The 19,879-nt window shown below is 71.7% G+C and carries 17 protein-coding genes and 2 riboswitches; of the genes, 10 read left to right on the top strand and 7 right to left on the bottom strand.

The window, feature by feature from the left end:
- Positions 1–30: 30 nt before the first annotated feature.
- Both SKED_RS17205 and SKED_RS17200 read right to left on the bottom strand, forming a co-directional pair.
- The gene (locus SKED_RS17205; protein ID WP_012868459.1) at positions 31–1,284 is read right to left on the bottom strand and encodes an O-succinylhomoserine sulfhydrylase; all 1,254 of its coding nucleotides are present in this window, start codon (positions 1,282–1,284) and stop codon (positions 31–33) included.
- Between the two features lie 6 nt (positions 1,285–1,290).
- Positions 1,291–1,722, bottom strand: a complete 432-nt coding sequence (locus tag SKED_RS17200; RefSeq protein ID WP_012868458.1) for a rhodanese-like domain-containing protein — start codon at positions 1,720–1,722, stop codon at positions 1,291–1,293.
- Positions 1,723–1,728: 6 nt separating this feature from the next.
- A riboswitch (SAM riboswitch) is annotated at positions 1,729–1,831 on the bottom strand.
- A 111-nt stretch (positions 1,832–1,942) separates the two neighbouring features.
- A riboswitch (SAM riboswitch) is annotated at positions 1,943–2,056 on the top strand.
- A 47-nt stretch (positions 2,057–2,103) separates the two neighbouring features.
- Between SKED_RS17200 and SKED_RS17195 the strand changes: the two genes are divergently transcribed.
- Complete coding sequence (locus SKED_RS17195; protein WP_012868457.1) at positions 2,104–3,552, top strand: aminotransferase class V-fold PLP-dependent enzyme; 1,449 nt, start codon at positions 2,104–2,106, stop codon at positions 3,550–3,552.
- A gap of 132 nt (positions 3,553–3,684) precedes the next feature.
- Here SKED_RS17195 and SKED_RS19245 read toward each other — a convergent pair whose 3' ends face one another.
- Positions 3,685–4,335: a pentapeptide repeat-containing protein gene (locus SKED_RS19245; protein ID WP_012868456.1), complete on the bottom strand. Its 651-nt coding sequence runs from the start codon at positions 4,333–4,335 to the stop codon at positions 3,685–3,687.
- 111 nt (positions 4,336–4,446) lie between these two features.
- Between SKED_RS19245 and SKED_RS17185 the strand changes: the two genes are divergently transcribed.
- On the top strand, positions 4,447–5,532 hold the full coding sequence (locus SKED_RS17185; protein ID WP_012868455.1) for an FAD-dependent oxidoreductase: 1,086 nt from the start codon (positions 4,447–4,449) through the stop codon (positions 5,530–5,532).
- Positions 5,533–5,588: 56 nt separating this feature from the next.
- Here the strand turns inward: SKED_RS17185 and SKED_RS17180 are convergent, their stop codons facing one another.
- From SKED_RS17180 to SKED_RS17165, 4 genes are all read right to left on the bottom strand, one after another.
- The gene (locus SKED_RS17180; RefSeq protein ID WP_012868454.1) at positions 5,589–6,230 is read right to left on the bottom strand and encodes a hypothetical protein; all 642 of its coding nucleotides are present in this window, start codon (positions 6,228–6,230) and stop codon (positions 5,589–5,591) included.
- A 99-nt stretch (positions 6,231–6,329) separates the two neighbouring features.
- Positions 6,330–7,349, bottom strand: a complete 1,020-nt coding sequence (locus tag SKED_RS17175; RefSeq protein ID WP_012868453.1) for a MaoC/PaaZ C-terminal domain-containing protein — start codon at positions 7,347–7,349, stop codon at positions 6,330–6,332.
- On the bottom strand, positions 7,346–8,716 hold the full coding sequence (locus SKED_RS17170) for a 3-oxoacyl-ACP reductase (protein WP_012868452.1): 1,371 nt from the start codon (positions 8,714–8,716) through the stop codon (positions 7,346–7,348). Before SKED_RS17170 ends, SKED_RS17175 begins: the two co-directional genes overlap by 4 nt.
- The gene (locus tag SKED_RS17165) at positions 8,713–10,125 is read right to left on the bottom strand and encodes an acetyl-CoA C-acetyltransferase (RefSeq protein WP_012868451.1); all 1,413 of its coding nucleotides are present in this window, start codon (positions 10,123–10,125) and stop codon (positions 8,713–8,715) included. The genes SKED_RS17170 and SKED_RS17165 overlap by 4 nt, the downstream gene beginning before the upstream one ends.
- A 209-nt stretch (positions 10,126–10,334) precedes the next feature.
- On the opposite strand from SKED_RS17165, the gene SKED_RS17160 reads away from it, so the two are divergent.
- The 8 genes from SKED_RS17160 to SKED_RS17125 all read left to right on the top strand — a co-directional run bounded on the left by SKED_RS17160 (position 10,335) and on the right by SKED_RS17125 (position 19,842).
- Positions 10,335–11,075, top strand: coding sequence for a copper homeostasis protein CutC (locus SKED_RS17160; protein ID WP_012868450.1), 741 nt, complete (start codon positions 10,335–10,337; stop codon positions 11,073–11,075).
- Positions 11,076–11,339: 264 nt separating this feature from the next.
- Entirely contained in the window at positions 11,340–13,031 is a 1,692-nt protein-coding gene (locus SKED_RS17155; protein WP_012868449.1) for an ABC transporter substrate-binding protein, read from the top strand.
- Positions 13,032–13,079: 48 nt separating this feature from the next.
- Positions 13,080–14,075 carry an ABC transporter permease gene (locus SKED_RS17150; protein WP_012868448.1) on the top strand — a complete coding sequence of 332 codons (996 nt, stop codon included), beginning with the start codon at positions 13,080–13,082 and terminating at the stop codon, positions 14,073–14,075.
- Positions 14,068–15,096 carry an ABC transporter permease gene (locus SKED_RS17145; protein ID WP_012868447.1) on the top strand — a complete coding sequence of 343 codons (1,029 nt, stop codon included), beginning with the start codon at positions 14,068–14,070 and terminating at the stop codon, positions 15,094–15,096. Before SKED_RS17150 ends, SKED_RS17145 begins: the two co-directional genes overlap by 8 nt.
- Entirely contained in the window at positions 15,093–15,986 is an 894-nt protein-coding gene (locus tag SKED_RS17140) for an ABC transporter ATP-binding protein (protein ID WP_012868446.1), read from the top strand. Before SKED_RS17145 ends, SKED_RS17140 begins: the two co-directional genes overlap by 4 nt.
- 2 nt (positions 15,987–15,988) lie before the next feature.
- Entirely contained in the window at positions 15,989–16,858 is an 870-nt protein-coding gene (locus SKED_RS17135; protein WP_012868445.1) for an ABC transporter ATP-binding protein, read from the top strand.
- Between the two features lie 152 nt (positions 16,859–17,010).
- Positions 17,011–17,667: a TetR/AcrR family transcriptional regulator gene (locus SKED_RS17130; RefSeq protein WP_012868444.1), complete on the top strand. Its 657-nt coding sequence runs from the start codon at positions 17,011–17,013 to the stop codon at positions 17,665–17,667.
- Positions 17,668–17,757: 90 nt separating this feature from the next.
- A complete protein-coding gene (locus SKED_RS17125; RefSeq protein ID WP_012868443.1) occupies positions 17,758–19,842 on the top strand; it encodes an acyl-CoA dehydrogenase family protein in 2,085 nt (694 codons plus the stop codon).
- Positions 19,843–19,879: the final 37 nt, after the last annotated feature.

Below are 19,879 nucleotides of genomic sequence, written 5' to 3'. Positions count from 1 at the left end.
GGCGCACGGGCCCAGCCTCTGGGTGAAGGATCAGGCCTGCAGCGCGATCTCCACGTCGTCGATGAGGTCCTGCACGTCCTCGAGGCCGACGCTCAGGCGCACCGTCGTCTCCGCGATGCCCACCGCGGCGCGCCCCTCGGGGCCGAGACGTCGGTGGGTGGTGGTCGCCGGGTGTGTGATGAGCGACTTGGCGTCGCCGAGGTTGTTCGAGATGTCGATGACCTCGAGGGCGTCGAGGAACGCGAAGGTGCGCTTCTTGGCGGCCTCCGGGTCGGTGCCCTCGGGCACGGCGAGGTCGAAGGTCACCACGGTCCCGCCGCCCGTCTGCTGCTTGAGGGCGAGCGCGTGCTGCGGGTGCGAGGGCAGGAACGGGTAGCGCACCCGGGTGATCCCCGGCAGCGTCTCGAGGTGCTCGGCGACCTTCAGGGCGGCGGCCGTCTGCGCGGCGACGCGGATCGGCAGGGTCTCGAGACCCTTGAGCAGCACCCAGGCGTTGAAGGCGCTGAGCGAGGGCCCGGTGTTCCTGATGAACTTCTGCACCGGCCCCTCGATGTACTCGGTCGAGCCGAGGATCGCGCCGCCGAGCACCCGGCCCTGCCCGTCGATGTGCTTGGTCGCCGAGTAGACGACGACGTCCGCGCCGAGCTCGAAGGGCTTCTGGAGGATGGGTGTCGCGAACACGTTGTCCAGCACCACGACGGCGCCGGCCGCGTGCGCGAGCTCGCAGACCCGCTCGACGTCGACGATGTCCTGCATGGGGTTGGACGGCGTCTCGAAGAACACGACGTCGGCCTGGGTGGCCAGCGCCGCCTCCCACTGGTCGGTCTCGTGGCCGTCCACGTAGTCGACCGTCACACCCCAGTCCGCGAAGATCTCGTCGAAGATGACGACGGTCGACCCGAAGAGTGCGCGGGCCGAGACGATGCGAGAGCCGGACCGGACGAGCGCGGCGAGCGAGGTGAAGACGGCGGACATGCCGGTCGCCGTCGCGTAGCAGGCCTCGGCACCGTCGAGGAGCCGCAGGCGCTCCTCGAACATGTGGACCGTCGGGTTGCCGTACCGGGAGTAGATGAACCGGTCGGTCTCGCCCTTGAAGGCGGCCTCGGCGTCGGCGGCACGGTCGTAGACGTAGCCCTGCGTGAGGTAGATCGGCTCGGAGGTCTCCTGGAACTCCGAGCGCACCTGGCCGCCGCGGACGGAGACCGTCGCAGGACGCAGGGAGCGGACGGCGGGGGAGCCGTCATCGGCAGGGGCGGAGGTCGAGGCGTCGGGGGCGGTCGACATCGGGGCTCACTCCCCGGCGGTGTAGGTGGTGCTCGGCAGGCCCCGCAGGCGCCAGCCGTTCACGGTGCGCTGGCCGTAGAGGTCGGTGTCGCCCTCGAAGCCCTCGAGCACGTTGTACGACGGCCCGAGGCCCGCGGCCGTGGCGTCGACGGCTGCGCCGATCGACCGGTTGCCCGAGCGGCACAGGAAGATCACCGGGCGGCCGTCGCCGGGGGCGAGACCCGCCTCGGTGAGCTGCTCGACGAAGGTCGGGTTGGGGCCGAAGGCCGTGGCCCACTCGGCGAACACGACCTCGCGGTCGCCGTCGAGGTCGGCGATGTCGGGGACACCGACCTGCTGCCACTCGCCCACGGTGCGCACGTCCACGAGGACGGCGTCGGGGGTGGACTCGAGCAGGTCCCACGCCTGCTGGGGGGTCAGGTCGCCTGCGTAGCTCATGAGGATCCTCCATCGGTCCTGGCGGTAGCACCCTCGCCCCGACGCGCGGTGCGTGGAGGGGTTGCTGCGGCGTCGTCGTGCCAGGTCACTCAGCCGCTCTGGATGGTTGTCCCCCTGAGCATCACCCCCGACCGCCAGAATGAGACAGCCAGTCCAGCATGCAAGACAGAGTGTGCTCGCTGATTGACATGGACGCCGAGGCGCGCCAATCCTTGACGCAGGTCATGAGTGCCAGCGCGTAACCCCGGTTTGCTGGCCGGCAACCCTCCTCCGCGGTGGGGTGCCCCGGGTGACGACCTGGCCGGACCCAGACGGGCTCCGGCAAGCGCGGGACTCGGTCGGACCCAGGTGCGTCGATCCCCACACCGTCCTGGAGGATCCATGTCTGCCACCCCTGAGTCCCAGTCCTGCCTGCCGGTCGTCGGCTCGGACACCCTCGTCCCGCTCGTCGACGGCCGCACGGTCACCTACGCCAATCTCGACTGCGCAGCGAGCGCCCCCGCGCTCCAGGCCGTCGCCGACCGCGTGACCCAGGTGCTGCCGCTCTACGCGTCCGTGCACCGCGGCGCCGGGTACCTCTCGCAGGTGTCGACGGCCCTCTACGAGGCCTCGCGCCAGACGATCGGCGCCTTCGTCGGGGCGCGCGGCGACGACGTCACCGTCGTCACCCGCAACACCACGGACTCCCTCAACCTGCTCGCCGGCTGCATCCCGGCCGACGCCGACGGCACCCCGGGCCGGGTGCTCGTCCTCGACGTCGAGCACCACGCCAACCTGCTGCCCTGGCAGCGGTCGGCCGGCGGCGCGACCGTGCTGCACGGCGCCGCAACCGTCGCCGAGACGCTCGAGGCGATCCGTGACGAGCTGGCCCGCGCCCCCTACGCGCTGCTCGCCCTCACCGGGGCGTCGAACGTCACCGGTGAGCTGCTGCCCGTCGCCGAGGTCGTCGCGATCGCCCACGCCGCCGGGACGCGGGTCGCACTCGACGGTGCCCAGCTGGTCCCGCACCGCCGGTTCTCGCTCGAGGCCACGGACGTCGACTACATCTCGTTCTCGGGGCACAAGACCTACGCGCCCTTCGGGTCCGGCGCGCTCGTGGGCCGTCGCGACTGGCTCGACGCCGGTACCCCGTACCTCGCCGGAGGCGGCGCCGTCCGTCAGGTCGACATCGACGAGGTCGTCTGGACGAACGCCCCGGCCCGCCACGAGGCCGGCTCGCCCAACGTGGTCGGCGCGGTCGCACTGGCCGCTGCCTGCGACGCCCTCGCGGCGCTGCCCGCCGGCACGCTCGAGGCGCACGAGGCGTTCCTGCGCGAGCGGCTGGTGACCGGGCTCGAGTCGATCCCCGGCGTCCAGGTGGTGCGCGCCTGGGCCGACGCCGCAGACCCGGTCGGCGTGGTGACCTTCTCGGTCGTCGGGCACGACCCGGGCCTCGTGGCCGCGTACCTGTCGGCCGAGCACGGCATCGGCGTGCGCGACGGTCGCTTCTGCGCCCACCCGCTCCTTGCCCGCCTCGGCTACGCCTCGGGGGCGGTGCGCGCGAGCGTCGGCGTCGGGACCACGCAGGAAGAGGTCGACCGCCTGGTCTCCGCCCTCGAGAGCTACGTCACCGACGGCCCGACGGCCCGTTACGAGATCGTCGACGCCTGCTGGACCGTGGCCGACGACCCCCGTCCGCTGCCCGAGGGCAGCGGGCTCTCGGGCCTCATCGCGACCGCTGCGGCCGGCTTCATCGCCGCCGCCGAGGGCTGTGGCCCCGCGCCCGAGGCCGGTGCACGGTCCGGTGCCCAGGGTGTCGCCCGCCCGGTGGGTGCGCTGGTCGACGCCTGACGTCCGGCCTCTCGTCTCACGGCTCGCGAGCCGTGCTCGCCCCGCGGGCGCTCCTGGAGCCCGCCCGGCACTCCGCCCCGGCTGGTCCACCCGGCCGGGGCGGAGCCGTTCCGGGGGTGTCGGCGACCCTCCTCAGGGCTGGATCGAGATGCCCAGGTGGGCGGCGAGCAGCGGCGCGAGGTCGAGGAACTGGTCGGTGCTCACCGTGGTGCCCTTGAGGCCGGTGATCCCGGTGATCTGGCCGAGGTCGGCGCCGCGCAGGTCCGCGCGGGTCAAGGTGGCCCGGGACAGCGTGAGCTGGGCGATGCGCGTCCCGACAAAGCTCATCCGGGTGCCGCGGACGGACGCCAGGTCGAGCTCGCCGATGACGCAGTCGGTGAAGGTCACGTCCGTCAGCCGGGCCTCGCGCAGGTTGAGGTAGTCGATCTTGGTGCCCTCGAAGGTCACCCGGGACCACTGCGAGCCGTAGGCCTGGACCCCGCCGAGCCGGCTCGCGCGGACCGTCACGTCCTGCCAGTCGCCTGAGGAGACGTCGAGCGTCGAGGCGTTGACCGCGTCGAAGGTGCAGTCGCTCACACGGGACGAGGCGAGCTCGGCGCCGGAGAGGTCTGTGCCGGTGAAGGAGCACTCGATGATCCGGGAGTCGACCGCGTCGATCCCGCTGAGGTCCGTCCCGTCGAAGGTGAGGACCTCGACGTAGGCCTCGGGGGCGAAGGCTGATGCGGATCCTGTCGAGGTGCTGCTCGGGGCGCTGTCGTGTCCGGTGGTCTCCGAGGTGGGCATGCGTCCAGGTTCTCACGGAGGGCTGACAGCACGTCGTCCAGAGGCGGACGGGAACATCCGGGTGGTGGAGGCGGTTACGCTAGCAGTTGAACGTTCAAGCAAGGAGTGCAGGTGTACGACGTCGTGGTCATCGGGGCAGGGCAGGCCGGGCTGTCGGCCGCCTACCACCTGCGCCGGAGCGGGCTCGAGCCTGGCGAGCACATGGTCGTGCTGGACTCGAGCGACGGGCCCGGCGGCGCCTGGCGCGAACGCTGGGACTCCCTCACCCTCGGCGCCGCCCACGGCATCCACGACCTGCCCGGCCTGCCGATCGGTGCCCCCGACCCGACCGAGCCCGCGTCGGTCGCGGTCAGCCGCTACTACGGCACCTACGAGGAGACCTTCGGGCTCGACGTCGTCCGACCGGTCCGCGTGCGCGACGTCCGCCCGCTCGAGGGGCCCGACGGGCCCGTGGACGTCGACGACCGCGGTGTCGACCGAGGCTCACCGCTCGTCGTCAGCTCCGACGCAGGCTCGTGGACCACCCGCACGGTCGTCAGCGCCACCGGCACCTGGACGCGGCCCTACTGGCCCGCGTACCCCGGGCGCGAGACCTTCCTCGGGCGGCAGCTCCACACCCACGACTTCGTCTCCGCCGAGGAGCTCCGCGGCCAGCACGTGGTCGTCGTCGGCGGTGGGGCCTCGGCCGTCCAGTTCCTGCTGCAGCTCGCCAAGGTCACCACGACCACCTGGGCCACCCGGCGGCCGCCCGTCTTCGACGACCGAGCCTTCGACCAGGAGTGGGGGCGCGACGTCGAGCGCCGCGTGGTCGAGCGGACCTCCGCCGGCCTGACCACCCTGAGCGTCGTCGGTGCCACCGGCCTTCCGCTCACGCCCGTCTACCAGCAGGGCATCGACGACGGCGTGCTCGTCTCCCGCGGGATGTTCACCGAGATCACGCCCACCGGGGTCGTGTTCCCCGACGGAGAGGTCCGCGCCGACGTCATCCTCTGGGCCACCGGCTTCCGGCCCGCCGTCGACCACCTCGCGCAGTTGCGCCTGCGCGAGCCCGGCGGTGGCATCGCGACGGACGGCGTCCACGTCGACCGCGACCCCCGCGTGCTCCTCGCCGGCTACGGCTCAGGTGCGTCGACCATCGGCGCCACCCGCGCGGGGAGGGCCGCGGCGCTCGCGGCCGTGGCGCGCCGCGCAGCCTGAGGTGGCTGCCACGGGTGCTGGCCTGCCGCCGGTATGTCGCAGGCGACTGGTTCGGGCTAGCGGAGAGGCTCCAGCCTGCTGTACAGGTCGATCTGGTCGGCCTCGTACCAGGACGCGAGGATCTCGTGGATGCGCGCCTCCGTGCTGGCGTCGAGCCGGATCACGTCCGCGCTGAACCGTCCGGTGGTCGGGTCGGGCGACCAGACGAGCAGCCCGACCTCGGTGGCGTGCTCGCCGAGAGCGCTCATGGCCGCCTCCCCGTCCTCGGCCGACGGCGCGTCGCCGCTGGGCGGGGAGTAGGTGGGAGGCGTCGAGCCGGGCGGGACGTGCCCTGCCGGCGGGTCGCTGCTCACCGGTTCGGTGAGCGTGAAGGTCTCGTCGGCGTAGGTCCCGACCACCCAGGCCGAGCCGAAGGTGACACCCATGACCGTCTCGGCGTCGGGGACGTCGGCCCAGTCGAGGCCGACGACCGTCGGCCCACCGCACTGCGGTGGGTTGGACTCCATGACCGTGCTCAGGCAGAGCTCCGGAGGTTCGTCACCCTGCTGGATGATGAATGCCGACGTGGTGTATCGCTGCGGCTCGCCCAGCGGGTCGGGGGCCGGTGCCGCGAGGACGGCGCCACCGTCCGCGCAGCCGGCGAGGACCAGCCCGAGCGTGAGCACACCGGCGATGCCCTTCTGCCTGGTCGAGATCATGACTGCCCCCTGCGTCACGGAGGCGCTGGTGCACCCCACGACATGACTGTGTGCCGGAGCGGCCGGTCCTTGCGTCTGGTCGTGCCGGGCTTGGCCGGATCAGCCCCGCGGGACCACTGAGCCGGAGAGGTGCAGACGGGACCGGCGAGCATCCCAGCCGACGTAGTCGAAGCCAGCGCCGTGGTCCGAGGCACCCGAGAGGCCCGACCCGCCCGGGGCAGCAGCCTCAGCACCTCGGACGTCCCCGCGCGGCGTGAACGCGAGGTCGACCGTCCCCGGGAGCAGCACGGGCGACGCGAAGTCGACCGTCCAGTCGAAGGCCTCGCCGCGGGTGGGCCCCACCTGGGCGAGGGCGCGGCTGGCCGTGTACATGCCGTGGGCGATCGCCCGCCGGAACCCGAAAGCCTTCGCGGTCAGCGCGGACAGGTGGATCGGGTTGTGGTCGCCCGACACCGCGGCGTAGCGACGGCCGGCCCCGGCGTCGAGGGACCACCGGGCGGTCGGGGTCGGCGGCGTGAAGGTCGGGCGGTCGCCGGCTGACGTGGAGGCTGTCGACGCACTGCCGTCCGACGCGGCGCGCACCGTCGGGTCGTCGGCGCGCGGCGCACCACCGGCGTGGACGCCCTTGGCGAGGTACGTCGACACCCCGCGCCACACGACCTCGGTGCTGTCGCCTGCGCCGTAGCGCGCGGAGACCTCGGTGACGAGGTCGACCTGCGTGCCCGTGCGGTGCGGGCGGAGGTTCTCGGCGTGGGCCTCGACGAGCAGCTGCTCGGCGACGCCCACGGCGCGGTGCACGGTGACGGCATTCGCCAGGTGCACCATCCCGGCGACGCGCAGCGGGAAGTCGTCGCGCACCATGAGGGCCGTCGCGACCGGGAAGGCGAGGACGTGCACGAACCCGGCCGGGAGCGTGCCGTCCACCGGCTCGCCGAGGAGCCGCTGGTACGCGACGAGGTGCTCGGGCTCGGCCACCACGTCGGCCACCCGGTAGGTGACCGACGGCAGGGTGGCCGTCGCCGGGTCGGGTGTGCGGCGCGGCAGCAGCGCCCTCGCGTAGAGGCCGCGCAGCTCGGGGACAGAGGCGAGGGTCTTGACCGTCCGCAGGGAGCCCGTCATGCGCCGACCATGTTCTGCCCGCAGACGCGCAGCGTCGTGCCGTTGATCCCGCCGGCGGCAGGCCCGGCGAGGAAGGCGACCGCCTCGGCGACGTCGATCGGCAGGCCGCCCTGCTGCACCGAGCTGAGGCGGCGGGCGACCTCGCGGGTCGCGAAGGGCATGCGGGCCGTCATCTCGGTCTCGATGAACCCGGGGGCGACGGCGTTCGCCGTCCCGTCGACCTTCGCCATGAGCCGGCCGGTCGACCGGACCATGCCGATGACCCCGGCCTTGGAGGTCGCGTAGTTCGTCTGACCACGATTGCCCGCGATGCCGCTCGTCGAGGCCAACGACACGATGCGCGGCGCGTCGGTGAAGTGCTCGGACCGCATGAGCGCGTCGTCGATCCGCAGCTGGGCCGCGAGGTTCACGGCGAGGACGGCGTCCCACTTCTCGGGCGTCATGTTGGCCAGGAGCTTGTCGCGGGTGATCCCCGCGTTGTGCACCACGATGTCGATGCTCCCGTGCCGGGACACGGCGTGCTCGATGATCCGCTCGCCGGCGTCGGGGGCGGTGATGTCGAGCTGGAGGGCGGTGCCCTTGATGCGGTTGGCGACGGCAGCGAGGGACTCGCCGGCCGCCGGGACGTCGACCACGACCACGCGGGCCCCGTCGCGCGCCAGCGTCTCGGCGATCGCTGCGCCGATGCCTCGCGCGGCACCGGTCACGACGGCGACGCGGCCGTCGAGCGGGCTGGACCAGTCGACGGCCGACCCGGCTGCCGAGCCGACGGTGAGGGTCTGGCCGTCGACGTAGGCGGACTTCGCCGAGAGCAGGAACCGCAGCGCCGCTCCCACCGACGGGGCGGCGAGGTCGACGTCGTCGGTCAGCACGACGCCGTTGGCCGTCGCGCCGCCGCGGAGCTCCTTGGCGACCGAGCGCAGGAGGCCCTCGACGCCCTGGCGTGCTGCGGCGACGGCAGGTGCGTCGTCGGCGGTCGCCGTGCGGGACACGGTGACCACGCGCCCTCCCGGGGCGAGGGAGCGCAGCGTCGAGGCGAGGTCGAGCGCCGGGGCCGAGAGGTCGTCCGGGTGCGTCACCTCGGTGAGCACGAGCACGACCGCACCCCACGGGACGTGCTCGGTCCCCACGACCGTGCGGTGCACCTCGAGGTCGGCTGCGGCGAAGCCGGTCGACATGAGCAGCTGGGCGAGGATGTCGGAGTCCTCGCCCGTGCCGGTGGTGGCGCCCAGCACGAGCACGGGACCCGCGGTGAGCGGGGCGCCCTCGGTGAAGCGGCGCAGCACCGACGGGCGGGGCAGCCCGAGGGTCTTGGCGACCTTCGCGCCGAGACCACCGTTGACCAGGGAGATGTAGCCGTCGCTCATCGCCGTCCTCCGTCCGCAGTCGCGTCGGTCGTGGTGGTGTCCCCGGGGACGGACTCGATGAGGGCGGCGACGCCGAGGCCTCCTGCGGCGCAGACGGAGACGAGCGCGCGTGACACCTGGCCGGTCTCGGCAGCGCGGGCTGCCACGAGCTTGGCGGCCGTGGCGACGATGCGCCCGCCCGTCGCGGCGAAGGGGTGACCGGCCGCGAGGGAGGAGCCGACGACGTTGAGGCGGCTGCGGTCGACCGACCCGAGGGCGCCGTCGAGGCCGAGCTCGGTGCGGCAGTACTCGTCGTCCTCCCACGCCGCGAGCGTCGTGAGCACCGTCGACGCGAAGGCCTCGTGGATCTCCACGAAGTCGAGGTCGTCGAGGGAGAGCCCGGCGCGGGCGAGCAGACGCGGCACCGCGTGGGCGGGTGCCATGAGCAGCCCGTCGTGGCCGTGCACGTAGTCCACCGCGGCGGTCTCGGCGTCGACGACCCGCGCCAGCACTGGCAGGTCGTGCTCGTCGGCCCAGTCGCGTGACGCGAGGAGCACCACGGAGGCGCCGTCGGTGAGCGGCGTCGAGTTCCCGGCGGTCATGGTGGCCGGTGTCGGCAGCGAGGTGCCGAAGGCGGGCTTGAGCGAGCCGAGCTTCTCGGCGGAGGTGTCCGCGCGCAGGTTCTGGTCGCGGGCCAGCCCGCGGAACGGCGTGACGAGGTCGTCGAAGAACCCGGCCTCGTAGGCGGCGGCGAGGTTCTGATGGCTCGCGAGGGCGACGGCGTCCTGGTCCTCGCGGCTGATGCCCCAGCGCGCGGTGGTGAGCGCCTGGTGCTCGCCCATCGACAGCCCGGTGCGCGGCTCGTCGGTCCGCGGGGCTGCGGGTGCGAGGTCGCCCGGGCGCACGGCGGCGAAGGCCTTGAGGCGGGCACTGAGCGTCTTGGCCTGCGAGGCCTTGAGGATCGCGTGCCGCAGCCCCTCGCTCACCGCGATCGGGGCGTCCGAGATGGTGTCGGTACCACCGGCGACGCCGGACTCGATCTGCCCGAGCCGGATCTTGTTGCTCACCGAGACCACGGCCTCGAGACCCGTCGCGCAGGCCTGCTGGAGGTCGTAGGCCGGCGTGGTGGGGGAGAGCGCGGACCCGAGGACGCACTCGCGGGTGAGGTTGAAGTCGCGGGAGTGCTTGAGGACCGAGCCCGCCACGACCTCGCCGAGGCGCTCGCCCTGCAGCCCGAACCGGGCGACCAGCCCGTCGAGGGCGGCGGTCAGCATGTCCTTGTTGCCGGCGTCGGCGTAGGTGCCGCCCGCGCGGGCGAAGGGGATGCGGTTCCCGCCGACGATCACCGCGTCCCGGAGCGCTCGTCGCGCCTCGGCCTGGGCTGTCGAGCTGTGGTCCTCACCGGGTGCTGCAGGGGTCCTTCGGGGCACGTTCGTCTCCTCGCGTCGTCGCTCGGGTGTCGCTCTGGTGCGGTGGGCAGGTCCCGGCCGGACAGCGCGAAGACTTACCGACACCCACGGTACCTGGTACCTCGGTCGCGGTCCCGGTGAGAGGCCCGGGCTGTGGACGAGGCCCTACGCTGACCCGGGTGTGCACGGCCGCCGCGGCTAGTGCGTCGTCCGACCCCGAGGAGCTGCAGGTGCTGCGCACGCCCGTGCTGGAGATCGCCGTCCAAGACGTCGCCGGGGTGCGCGTCGCCGCCGACGTCGGAGCGGTGCGGGCGGAGCTGTGCGTCGCCCTCGGGGCGACCGGCGGGCTCACGCCGAGCGTCGGGCTCGTCGCGGCTGCGGTCGCCGCGGCAGAGGCGAGGCTCGAGATCCACCCCCTCGTCCGGTGCCGTGCCGGTGGGTTCGTCTACGACGAGACCGAGACCGGCGTCCACCTGCGCGACGTCCGTGCGCTCGTGGCTGCTGGCGCGTCCGGTGTGGTCGTCGGTGCGCTCACCCCGTCGGGGACCGTCGACCATGACGCGGTCGCCCGCCTCGTCGAGGCGGCGGACGGCGCCGAGGTGACCTTCCACCGGGCGGTCGACACCCTCGACGACCCGGCGTCGGCCGTCGAGGCGCTCTGCGCGCTCGGGGTGACCCGTGTGCTGACCTCGGGCGGCGCGGCGCGGAGCCTCGACGGGCTCGCCGTGCTGCGTGCCATGGTCGACGCAGCCGCGGGTCGGCTCCAGGTCATGGCTGGTGGTGGGGTCCGCCCCGAGGACGTCGCGGCCCTCGTGGCCGTCGGCGTCGACGCGGTGCACCTGTCGGCGAAGGCGGTCCGGAGCGCCGACGGGGGAGTGGGCGGCGGTGCCGGCGCCGGCCTCGAGGTCACGGACCCTGCTGTGGCGCTGGCCGCCGCGGAGGCGCTCCGATCGGCGGTCGCCCGCCCCTGACGTCGAGGTCCGGCGACGTCCCTCCCGGCGAAGGCCCCCGACCATCCGCCGCGTGGGATCGTGTCCATCGTCTGTCCCGGACCGCGCGTAACCGGACAGGACGGGACGCATCGCCACTGGTGGGGTGTGTCCTGCGTCTCGATTAGGTAACAGTCGGCGAAACTTCATCCACAGCCCTAGTCTGTTCGTTAGGTTCCCTTACTAAAGCCTCTGACGACCGGGGCGTGAGCGACGTCACGACGTCGCACGACGAAAGGACCGACGATGATCCGAACTGAGGGCCTCAGGCGACTGCTCCCCGCAGCCGCGCTGGCCTCGAGCCTCGCCCTGATCGTCTCAGGGTGCAGCAGCGACTCGAACGGGGGCGGAGGAGGAGGCGGCGACGACGCCGAGGGCACCGTCCTCAACGTGTGGGCAGGCGCGCAGACCCCGCTCGTGGCGAACTTCAACCCGTACTCGACCGGCATCCAGAACGGCACGCTCGGCCCCATCTACGAGCCGCTCTTCTACTACAACCGCGCCGCCTCGGGTGACCCGGTCCCCATGCTCGGCGAGAGCTTCGAGTTCAACGAGGACGGCACCCAGCTCACCGTGAAGACCCGCGAGGGCGTCACCTGGAACGACGGCACACCCTTCACCGCGAAGGACGTCGCCTTCACCTGGAACTACGAGCCGGCCAAGCCGATCGGCCTCGTCTCGGCCGAGGCCACCGACGACACCACCGTCGTCGCGACCTTCGAGACCGCGCAGTACACGACCGCCGCCGGGCTCTTCATGGCCGCGATCGTCCCCGAGCACATCTGGAAGGACATCACGCCGGAAGAGGCTGGTGCCTGGACCAACGAAGAGGCCGTCGGGACCGGGCCGTACATGGTCGAGTCCACCTCGTCGCAGGCCTTCACCCTCACCAAGAACCCGAACTACTGGGAAGAGGGAAAGCCGACGGTCGACAAGCTCCGCTACCTGGGGATCAACGACAACAACGCCGCCCAGAGCCTGCTGACCACGGGGAAGGTCGACTGGACCGCGATGTTCATCGCCGACACCGAGCCCGTCACCGCCGACGGCCGCATCGGGATGCTCAACACCCCGCAGGACCCGACCGTCATCTACACCTGCTCGAACGCCGAGCTCGGCTGCACGGGCCCCCAGACGGACGTCGCCGTCCGGCAGGCCATCAACCTCGCCATCGACCGCACGGAGATCGACTCCAAGGCGTTCTCCGAGAAGGCCGGCATCATCTCGCCCACCTTCGCCCTCATGCCACGTGACCAGAAGTGGGTCGCCGAGGGCATGCCCGAGGAGAGCCCGCAGTCCGCAGACGTGTCTGCGGCCGAGACCGTCCTCACCGACGCCGGGTACGTCAAGGGGGGCGACGGCATCTTCGCCAAGGACGGCGAGCGCGTCTCCATGACCCTCGTGTCGATCGACGGGTGGACCGACTACAACAACGCGGCGAAGCTCATCGCCGAGCAGGCCAAGGCGGCGGGCATCGAGATCACCGCCTCGACCGCGTCGCAGGCCGAGGTCGACGAGCAGAAGACCTCGGGCAGCTTCCAGCTCATGGTGCACGGCGTCAACGGCACCAACGTCGCCGACCCGTTCCAGATCTACCGCGACTGGTTCACCACGGACAAGACGCAGCCCGTCGGGACCACCGTCCCGCAGGGTGACTGGAACTTCTCCCGCTTCAGCGACCCGGCAGTCGACGCTGCCGTCACGGCCGCCGCCGCGACCGACGACGACGCGGAGCGCCTCGAGCAGTACGCGATCATCCAGGACGCCATCGTCACCGATCTCCCGTACATCCCGCTCGTCATCAACTCGACGCTGTCCTTCATGAACACGAAGGACTACACGGGCTGGCCCACCGAGGACGACCTGTACGCGTTCCCGCCGTCCTGGGGCTCGATGTCCTCCGGGATCATCGCGGCGAACATCACGCCGGCCGACTGATCTGCGACGTCTGAGGAGGAGCTCCGAGCTCATGGGAAGTGTTGATCGATGAAATTTTATGTCCGACGGATCGCGTTCTACGTCTTGACCCTGTGGTTCGCCGTCACGCTCAACTTCGTCCTTCCCAGGCTCTTGCCGGGGGACCCCGCCACCATCCTGCTGCAGAAGCTCTCGCGGCTGGGCGGCGAGGTCACCCCGGCGATGATCCGCAGCGTGGAGCTCCTCCTCGGCACCGACGACGGTGCCTCGATGTGGACGCAGTACTGGAGCTACATCGGGTCGATCTTCCGGGGAGACCTCGGGGTCTCCATCTCGAACTACCCGGCGCCGGTCACCACCCTCATCGGTGAGGCCCTGCCGTGGACCCTCGCGCTCGTGGGCACCGCGACCGTGATCTCGTTCCTCCTCGGCATCTTCGGCGGGGCGTGGGTGGGGTGGAAGCGCGGCACATGGGCCGACAACGTCATCCCCGCGACGACGCTCCTGCAGTCGGTGCCCTACTTCTGGCTCGCGCTGCTGCTCGTCTACATCTTCTCCGTGTCGCTCGGCTGGTTCCCGATCATCGGAGGCTGGGACACGTGGACCTTCGACAACCCAGAGGCCTCCTTCGCCTTCTTCCTCGACGCGTTGCGGCACGCCACGCTCCCAGCGATCACCATCATCCTCAGCTCGGTCGGCGGGTGGCTGCTCGGTATGCGCAACATGACGGTCTCCACGCTCTCGGAGGACTACATCACCACCGCCGAGGCCAAGGGCCTGCGTCCTTCGCGCATCTTCATGACCTACACGGTCCGCAACGCCTCGCTCCCGTCGATCGCCGGCTTCACCATCGCCCTCGGGTTCGTGGTCTCGGGCTCGATCGTCATGGAGCAGGTCTTCACCTACCCCGGCCTCGGACGGCTCATGATCCAGGCGGTCCAGGGCAACGACTACGCCCTCATGCAGGGGGTGTTCCTCGTCATCACGCTCACCGTGCTGGCAGCGAACTTCATCATGGACATGTTCTACGGCTTCATCGACCCGAGGGCACGGCACAATGGCTGACGACATCCGCGAGCAGCAGCTCGCTGCACAGGCGAGCGGTGGGGCGCTGAGCCCCGTCGAGGTCCTCGACGACACCCCGGTGGCGGTGACAGACGGCCCGGCAGCCGTCAGGCGTGGGGCGCTGCGGCGCTTCGGTCAGCTCCTCCGGCGGTCGCCCAAGCTGGTCGTCGGCCTGGGGGTGATCGTCGCCATCGTGCTCTTCGTGGTCATCGTGCCCTTCTTCACGGAGTCGCCGACGGCGCTCGACAACGCATCCCTGCTGCGGCCCGGCGAGGACGGCCACCTGCTCGGCACCACCCAGCTCGGCGCTGACGTCTTGTCTCAGCTGGCGCACGGCGGTCGCGGCTCGCTGCTCATCGGGCTCACCGCCGGCGTCATCACCCTCGTGCTGTCGGTGATCTTCGGCGTCATCGGTGGTTACCTGGGCGGATGGGTCGACGAGACCATGTTCCTCATCAGCAGCGTGATGCTGGTCATCCCCGGCCTGCCGCTCATGATCGTGGTCTCCTCGTACATCCCCGGCAGGACGATCTGGCTCCTCGCCGTCATCCTCGGGGTGACGTCGTGGGCCGGGTCGGCGCTCGTGCTGCGCAGCCAGGCGCGCTCCCTGCGGACCCGCGACTACGTCTCGGCCGCCAAGGTCGCCGGCGAGAAGCCGACGCGCATCATCCTCGTCGAGATCATGCCGAACCTGCTCCCGCTCTTCGCCGGGCAGTTCCTCTTCGCGGTCGTCGCGGCGATCCTCGGGGAGGCGGGCCTGTCGTACCTCGGGCTCGGCCCGACCGGCAGCGTCACGTGGGGCACCATGCTCAACGACGCGCAGTCGGGTGCGGCGCTCACCCGTGGGGCGTGGTGGTGGTTCATCCCGCCAGGCCTGCTCATCGCGTTCCTGGGCGGAGCGCTGTCGCTCGTGAACTTCAGCATCGACGAGACCATCAACCCGAAGCTGCGCGCCGGGTCGATCGCGGCGAAGAACACCCGCGACGCCAAGAAGCGCGCCAAGAAGAAGGGTGACCAGTGAACGCCCCCCTCGCTGCCGAGCGCAGCCCCGCAGCCCACGGTTCGGTCGACGGACGGGAGCCTGTCCTCACCGCCCGCAACGTGTCGGTCGACTACGAGGTGTCGCCCGTGGTCCACGCGGTCCGCGACGTGTCGATCACCCTGCACCGCGGCGAGATCCTCGGGCTCGCGGGCGAGAGCGGCTGCGGCAAGACGACCCTCGCCTACGGGATCAACCAGCTGCTGCGTCCCCCGGCGAACCTCACGTCCGGCGAGATCACCTTCCACGACCAGGACGGCACCGACGTCGACCTGCGCAGGCTCGAGGGCGAGGCGTTGCGGGCGTTCCGGTGGGACAAGATCTCCATGGTCTTCCAAGGCGCCATGAACTCGCTCAACCCGGTCATCACGATCCGAGCGCAGCTCCACGACGTGTTCACGACGCACCGACCCGGCATGACCAAGAAGCAGAAGGAGGAGCGCTCGCAGGAGCTCCTCCGCAAGGTCGGGGTCGACCCGAACCGGCTCGACAGCTACGCCCACCAGCTCTCGGGCGGCATGCGCCAGCGCGTGATGATCGCGATGGCGCTCGCGCTCAACCCGCAGGTGATGATCATGGACGAGCCCACCACAGCCCTCGACGTGGTGGTCCAGCGCGGCATCCTCCGCGAGATCATGCGGCTGCGCGAGGAGTTCAACTTCGCGGTCGTCTTCATCACCCACGACCTCCCGCTGCTCCTGGAGATCAGCGACCGGATCGCGGTGATGCTGCAGGGCGAGATCGTCGAGCTCGACACGGCCGCGAACATCTACGAGAACGCGCAGCACCCGTACACGCGGCGCCTGCTCAGCTCCTTCCCGAGCCTGACCGGTGACCGCGGGTCGTTCATCCGCACCGGAGAGGAGGCCTGACCATGAAGACTCTCGAGGTCAAGCACCTGGTCAAGGACTTCCGCCTGCAGGGCGGGCGGGGCAAGAAGTTCCGCGCCGTCGACGACGTGTCGTTCACGCTCGAGCCCGGCAAGACCATCGCCCTCGTGGGGGAGAGCGGGTCGGGCAAGTCGACCATCGCCCGCATGATCGCCAAGCTCGAGACGCCGTCGTCGGGCGAGATCCTGCTCGACGGCCACGTGAGCGCGACGCACGGGCGCAAGCTCGCCGGGTACCGCCACGACGTGCAGATGGTGTTCCAGGACCCCTTCGCGTCGCTCAACCCCTTCCACACCATCCAGCACCACCTGGAGCGGCCGCTCCGCCTGCACGGCCGCGTGAAGACGCAGGCCGAGGCGGACGCGGAGACCGAGCGGCTGCTCGAGCGCGTGAGCCTCACGCCTGCGGCCGCGTACGCGAGCCGCAGCCCGCACGAGCTCTCGGGCGGGCAGCGCCAGCGCGTCGCGATCGCCCGCGCCCTCGCGCCCGGCGCGCGGTTCCTCGTCGCCGACGAGCCGGTGTCGATGCTCGACGTGTCGATCCGGCTGTCCGTCCTCAACCTGCTGGCCCGCCTGCAGCGCGAGGACAACCTCGGGGTCCTCTACATCACGCACGACCTCGCGACGGCGCGGCACTTCTCGGACGAGATCATCGTGCTGTTCAAGGGCAAGATCGTCGAGCGCGGCCCGTCCGACGAGGTGATCATGAACCCGCAGCACGAGTACACGAAGCTGCTGCTGGGTGCCGCGCCGAACCCAGAGAACCACGGTCGGCTGCGCGCCGAGGTCCTCGCAGAGATGGCCGGTGGCCCTCAGGACGCCGGGCGCGACCGCTTCGGCACCCGGGGGATGTGAGGCGCGAGCCCGCCAGCACGCGGAGCCACGACGACGGCGCGACGGGAGACCCGTCGCGCCGTCGTCGTGCGTCGGGACGGTCGCGCGCGGCTCTGGCATGCGTGGCGTCCGCCCCCTGTCCGAGACCGTGGGTACCTGATACCGTGAGTCTCGTGAGCCAGGTCACCGAAGACACCGCAGCCTCCCCCGACGGTCGGTCGACGCGCTGGGACGACCACCGCGCCGCGCGCCGCGTCGAGCTCGTCCACGCCGCCCGCCGCGCGGTCCACAAGGCCGGCCCCGAGGTCTCCATGGACGAGATCGCCACGCACGCCGGGACGTCCAAGTCGATCGTCTACCGCTACTTCGTCGACAAGCCCGGCCTCCAGCTCGCCGTCGGCGAGGCGGTCGTCGCCCAGATGCGCGACGCGCTCACCGCGGCAGCGGGCACGGCGACGACGCCGCGCGACGCACTGCGCTCGATGGTCGCCGTGTACCTCGAGATGATCGAGCACTCGCCGAACGTCTACTACTTCGTCACCCGCACCGCCCCCGGTCTGCCGTTCCTCGACTCGATGGTCGAGATCGTCGCGCTGCCCTTCGCCCAGGAGATGGACGCCGACCCGGTCGACGCGGCCGCCTGGGGCTCGGGTGCGGTCGGGTTCATCCGCGGCGCCGGTGAGTGGTGGCTCGCGCACCGCACGGACGACGACGCCCCCTCCCGCCTCGAGCTCACCGACAAGGTCACCGCGTGGCTGTGGGGAGGGCCCGTCGGGTTCCTCGCCCGGTCGCGTCGCACCCAGGACCGCCTGGAGGAGCCCACCGCCTGAGCCTCGACCCCACCGCCGCCACCGCCGCCGGGCGCCCACCGTCGGGCGTCGACCCCTGACACCGTCCTCGCCTGTACGAAGGAGTTCAGCATGACAACCGTCTCGGACCGCCAGAGAGCACGCACCACCCCCGAGGCCGACGGCGACCAGCCGACGGTCGACGTCCCCGCCCTCCAGACGCTCATGCTCGGCCGCTGGGCCGGGCTGCGCCGACGGGCCCGCGAGATCGGCGCCGACCCGCGCTTCTCCAAGGTCGAGGGCGCGAGTATGCACGACGCGCGTCAGCGCGTCCTCGGGCAGCTCAAGCTCCTCGTCGAGGAGGGCGAGGTGCTGCGGGCCTTCCCCGAGCGCCTCGGCGGCTCGGACGACGCGGGCGGCAACATCGCCGGCTTCGAGGAGCTGTTGGTCGCCGACCCGTCGCTGCAGATCAAGGCCGGCGTCCAGTGGGGCCTCTTCGGTGCGGCGATCCTGCACCTGGGCACCCCCGAGCAGCACGACCGCCTGCTGCCCGGGGCGATGAGCATCGAGGTCCCCGGTGCCTTCGCCATGACCGAGACCGGCCACGGCTCGGACGTCGCGAGCATCGCGACGACGGCCACCTACGACGCGGGCACCGAGGAGTTCGTCATCCACACGCCCTTCCGGGCGGCGTGGAAGGACTACCTCGGCAACGCCGCCGAGCACGGCACGGCCGCCGTCGTCTTCGCCCAGCTCGTCACCCACGGGGTGAACCACGGGGTGCACGCCTTCTACACCACCATCCGCGAGACCCTCCCTGACGGCAGCGCCGGGCCTTTCGTCGACGGCGTCGGCGGTGACGACGACGGCCTCAAGGGTGGGCTCAACGGCATCGACAACGGACGGCTGCACTTCGACCAGGTGCGCGTCCCCCGGGAGGACCTGCTTGCCCGCTACGGCCAGGTGGCGCCCGACGGTACCTACTCCTCGCCGATCGAGAGCCCCGGGCGGCGGTTCTTCACCATGCTCGGCTCCCTGGTGCAGGGGCGCGTGTCCCTCGACGGCGCGGCCGGCGTGGCGAGCAAGATCGCCCTCGCCACCGCGGTCCGCTACGGCAACGAGCGCCGGCAGTTCTCGTCCGGGACGGGCTCCGACGAGACCGTCCTGCTCGACTACGGCGAGCACCAGCGGCGTCTGCTGCCGCTCGTCGCCCACGCCTACGCGGGGCACTTCGCGCACGACCGCCTGCTCGACCTGTTCCACGCGGTGTTCTCCGGCGAGACCGACACCCCCGAGTCCCGCGAGGACCTCGAGACCATGGCGGCCGCCCTCAAGCCCGTGTCGACGTGGCGTGCGCTCGAGACCCTGCAGACGGCGCGCGAGGCCTGCGGCGGGCAGGGCTTCCTCACCGAGAACCGACTCGTGTCGCTGCGTGCTGACATGGACGTCTACGTGACCTTCGAGGGTGACAACACGGTGCTGCTCCAGCTCGTGGGCAAGCGGCTGCTCGCCGACTACGCCGCCGGGTTCAAGGGCATCGACGGCATCGGCATGGCGCGGTTCGTCGTCGAGCGTGCCGCGGACAGCGTGCTCTACCGGACGCCGCTCGGCCGCGTCGCCCAGACCCTCCAGGACCGTGGCGAGGTGCGCCGCTCGGCCGGGCACCTCCGCGAGGAGGTCGCGCAGCGCGAGCTGCTCACCGACCGGGTCGAGACGATGGTCGCCGAGCTCGCCAACGCCCTGCGCCCCGCCTCCAAGATGGGCCGTGAGGAGGCCGCCGCGCTGTTCAACACCCACCAGCACGAGCTCATCGAGGCGGCCCGCGCGCACGCCGACCTCGTCCAGTGGGAGGCCTTCAGCAAGGCTCTCGGCGACGTCGACGACCCGGGCACGCAGCTGGTGCTCACCTGGGTCCGCGACCTCTACGGGCTCTCGGTGATCGAGAAGAACCTCGCCTGGTACCTCATCAACGGGCGTCTCACCGCGCAGCGCGCCCGGACCGTGTCGTCGTACACCGACCGGCTCGTCGCACGGCTGCGGCCCTATGCCCAGGACCTCGTCGACGGCTTCGGCTACGGCCCCGAGCACGTCCGCGCGACCATCGCGACGGGCGTCGAGAAGCAGCGCCAGGACGAGGCCCGCGAGGCCCGGCGGGTCGCCCGCGCGAGCGGCGACGAGCCGGTGTCGGAGAAGGCGATGGGCAAGAAGAAGGCGTGACCGGTCCGGGCTGACCCGACGACGGGGCGACCGCGGC

This window comes from Sanguibacter keddieii DSM 10542, assembly GCF_000024925.1.
In the GTDB taxonomy this organism is placed as follows: domain Bacteria; phylum Actinomycetota; class Actinomycetes; order Actinomycetales; family Cellulomonadaceae; genus Sanguibacter; species Sanguibacter keddieii.
The sequence above is the reverse complement of the archived record's forward strand: the minus strand, read 5'-3'. Positions and strand labels throughout refer to the sequence as shown.

Bases quoted from the DNA above. Each gene is read 5' to 3' on its own strand.
- SKED_RS17205 (WP_012868459.1), bottom strand. From the start codon at position 1,284: ATGTCGACCGCCCCCGACGCCTCGACCTCCGCCCCTGCCGATGACGGC.
- SKED_RS17200 (WP_012868458.1), bottom strand. From the start codon at position 1,722: ATGAGCTACGCAGGCGACCTGACCCCCCAGCAGGCGTGGGACCTGCTC.
- SKED_RS17195 (WP_012868457.1), top strand. From the start codon at position 2,104: ATGTCTGCCACCCCTGAGTCCCAGTCCTGCCTGCCGGTCGTCGGCTCG.
- SKED_RS19245 (WP_012868456.1), bottom strand. From the start codon at position 4,335: ATGCCCACCTCGGAGACCACCGGACACGACAGCGCCCCGAGCAGCACC.
- SKED_RS17180 (WP_012868454.1), bottom strand. From the start codon at position 6,230: ATGATCTCGACCAGGCAGAAGGGCATCGCCGGTGTGCTCACGCTCGGG.
- SKED_RS17175 (WP_012868453.1), bottom strand. From the start codon at position 7,349: ATGACGGGCTCCCTGCGGACGGTCAAGACCCTCGCCTCTGTCCCCGAG.
- SKED_RS17170 (WP_012868452.1), bottom strand. From the start codon at position 8,716: ATGAGCGACGGCTACATCTCCCTGGTCAACGGTGGTCTCGGCGCGAAG.
- SKED_RS17155 (WP_012868449.1), top strand. From the start codon at position 11,340: ATGATCCGAACTGAGGGCCTCAGGCGACTGCTCCCCGCAGCCGCGCTG.
- SKED_RS17150 (WP_012868448.1), top strand. From the start codon at position 13,080: ATGAAATTTTATGTCCGACGGATCGCGTTCTACGTCTTGACCCTGTGG.
- SKED_RS17145 (WP_012868447.1), top strand. From the start codon at position 14,068: ATGGCTGACGACATCCGCGAGCAGCAGCTCGCTGCACAGGCGAGCGGT.
- SKED_RS17135 (WP_012868445.1), top strand. From the start codon at position 15,989: ATGAAGACTCTCGAGGTCAAGCACCTGGTCAAGGACTTCCGCCTGCAG.
- SKED_RS17125 (WP_012868443.1), top strand. From the start codon at position 17,758: ATGACAACCGTCTCGGACCGCCAGAGAGCACGCACCACCCCCGAGGCC.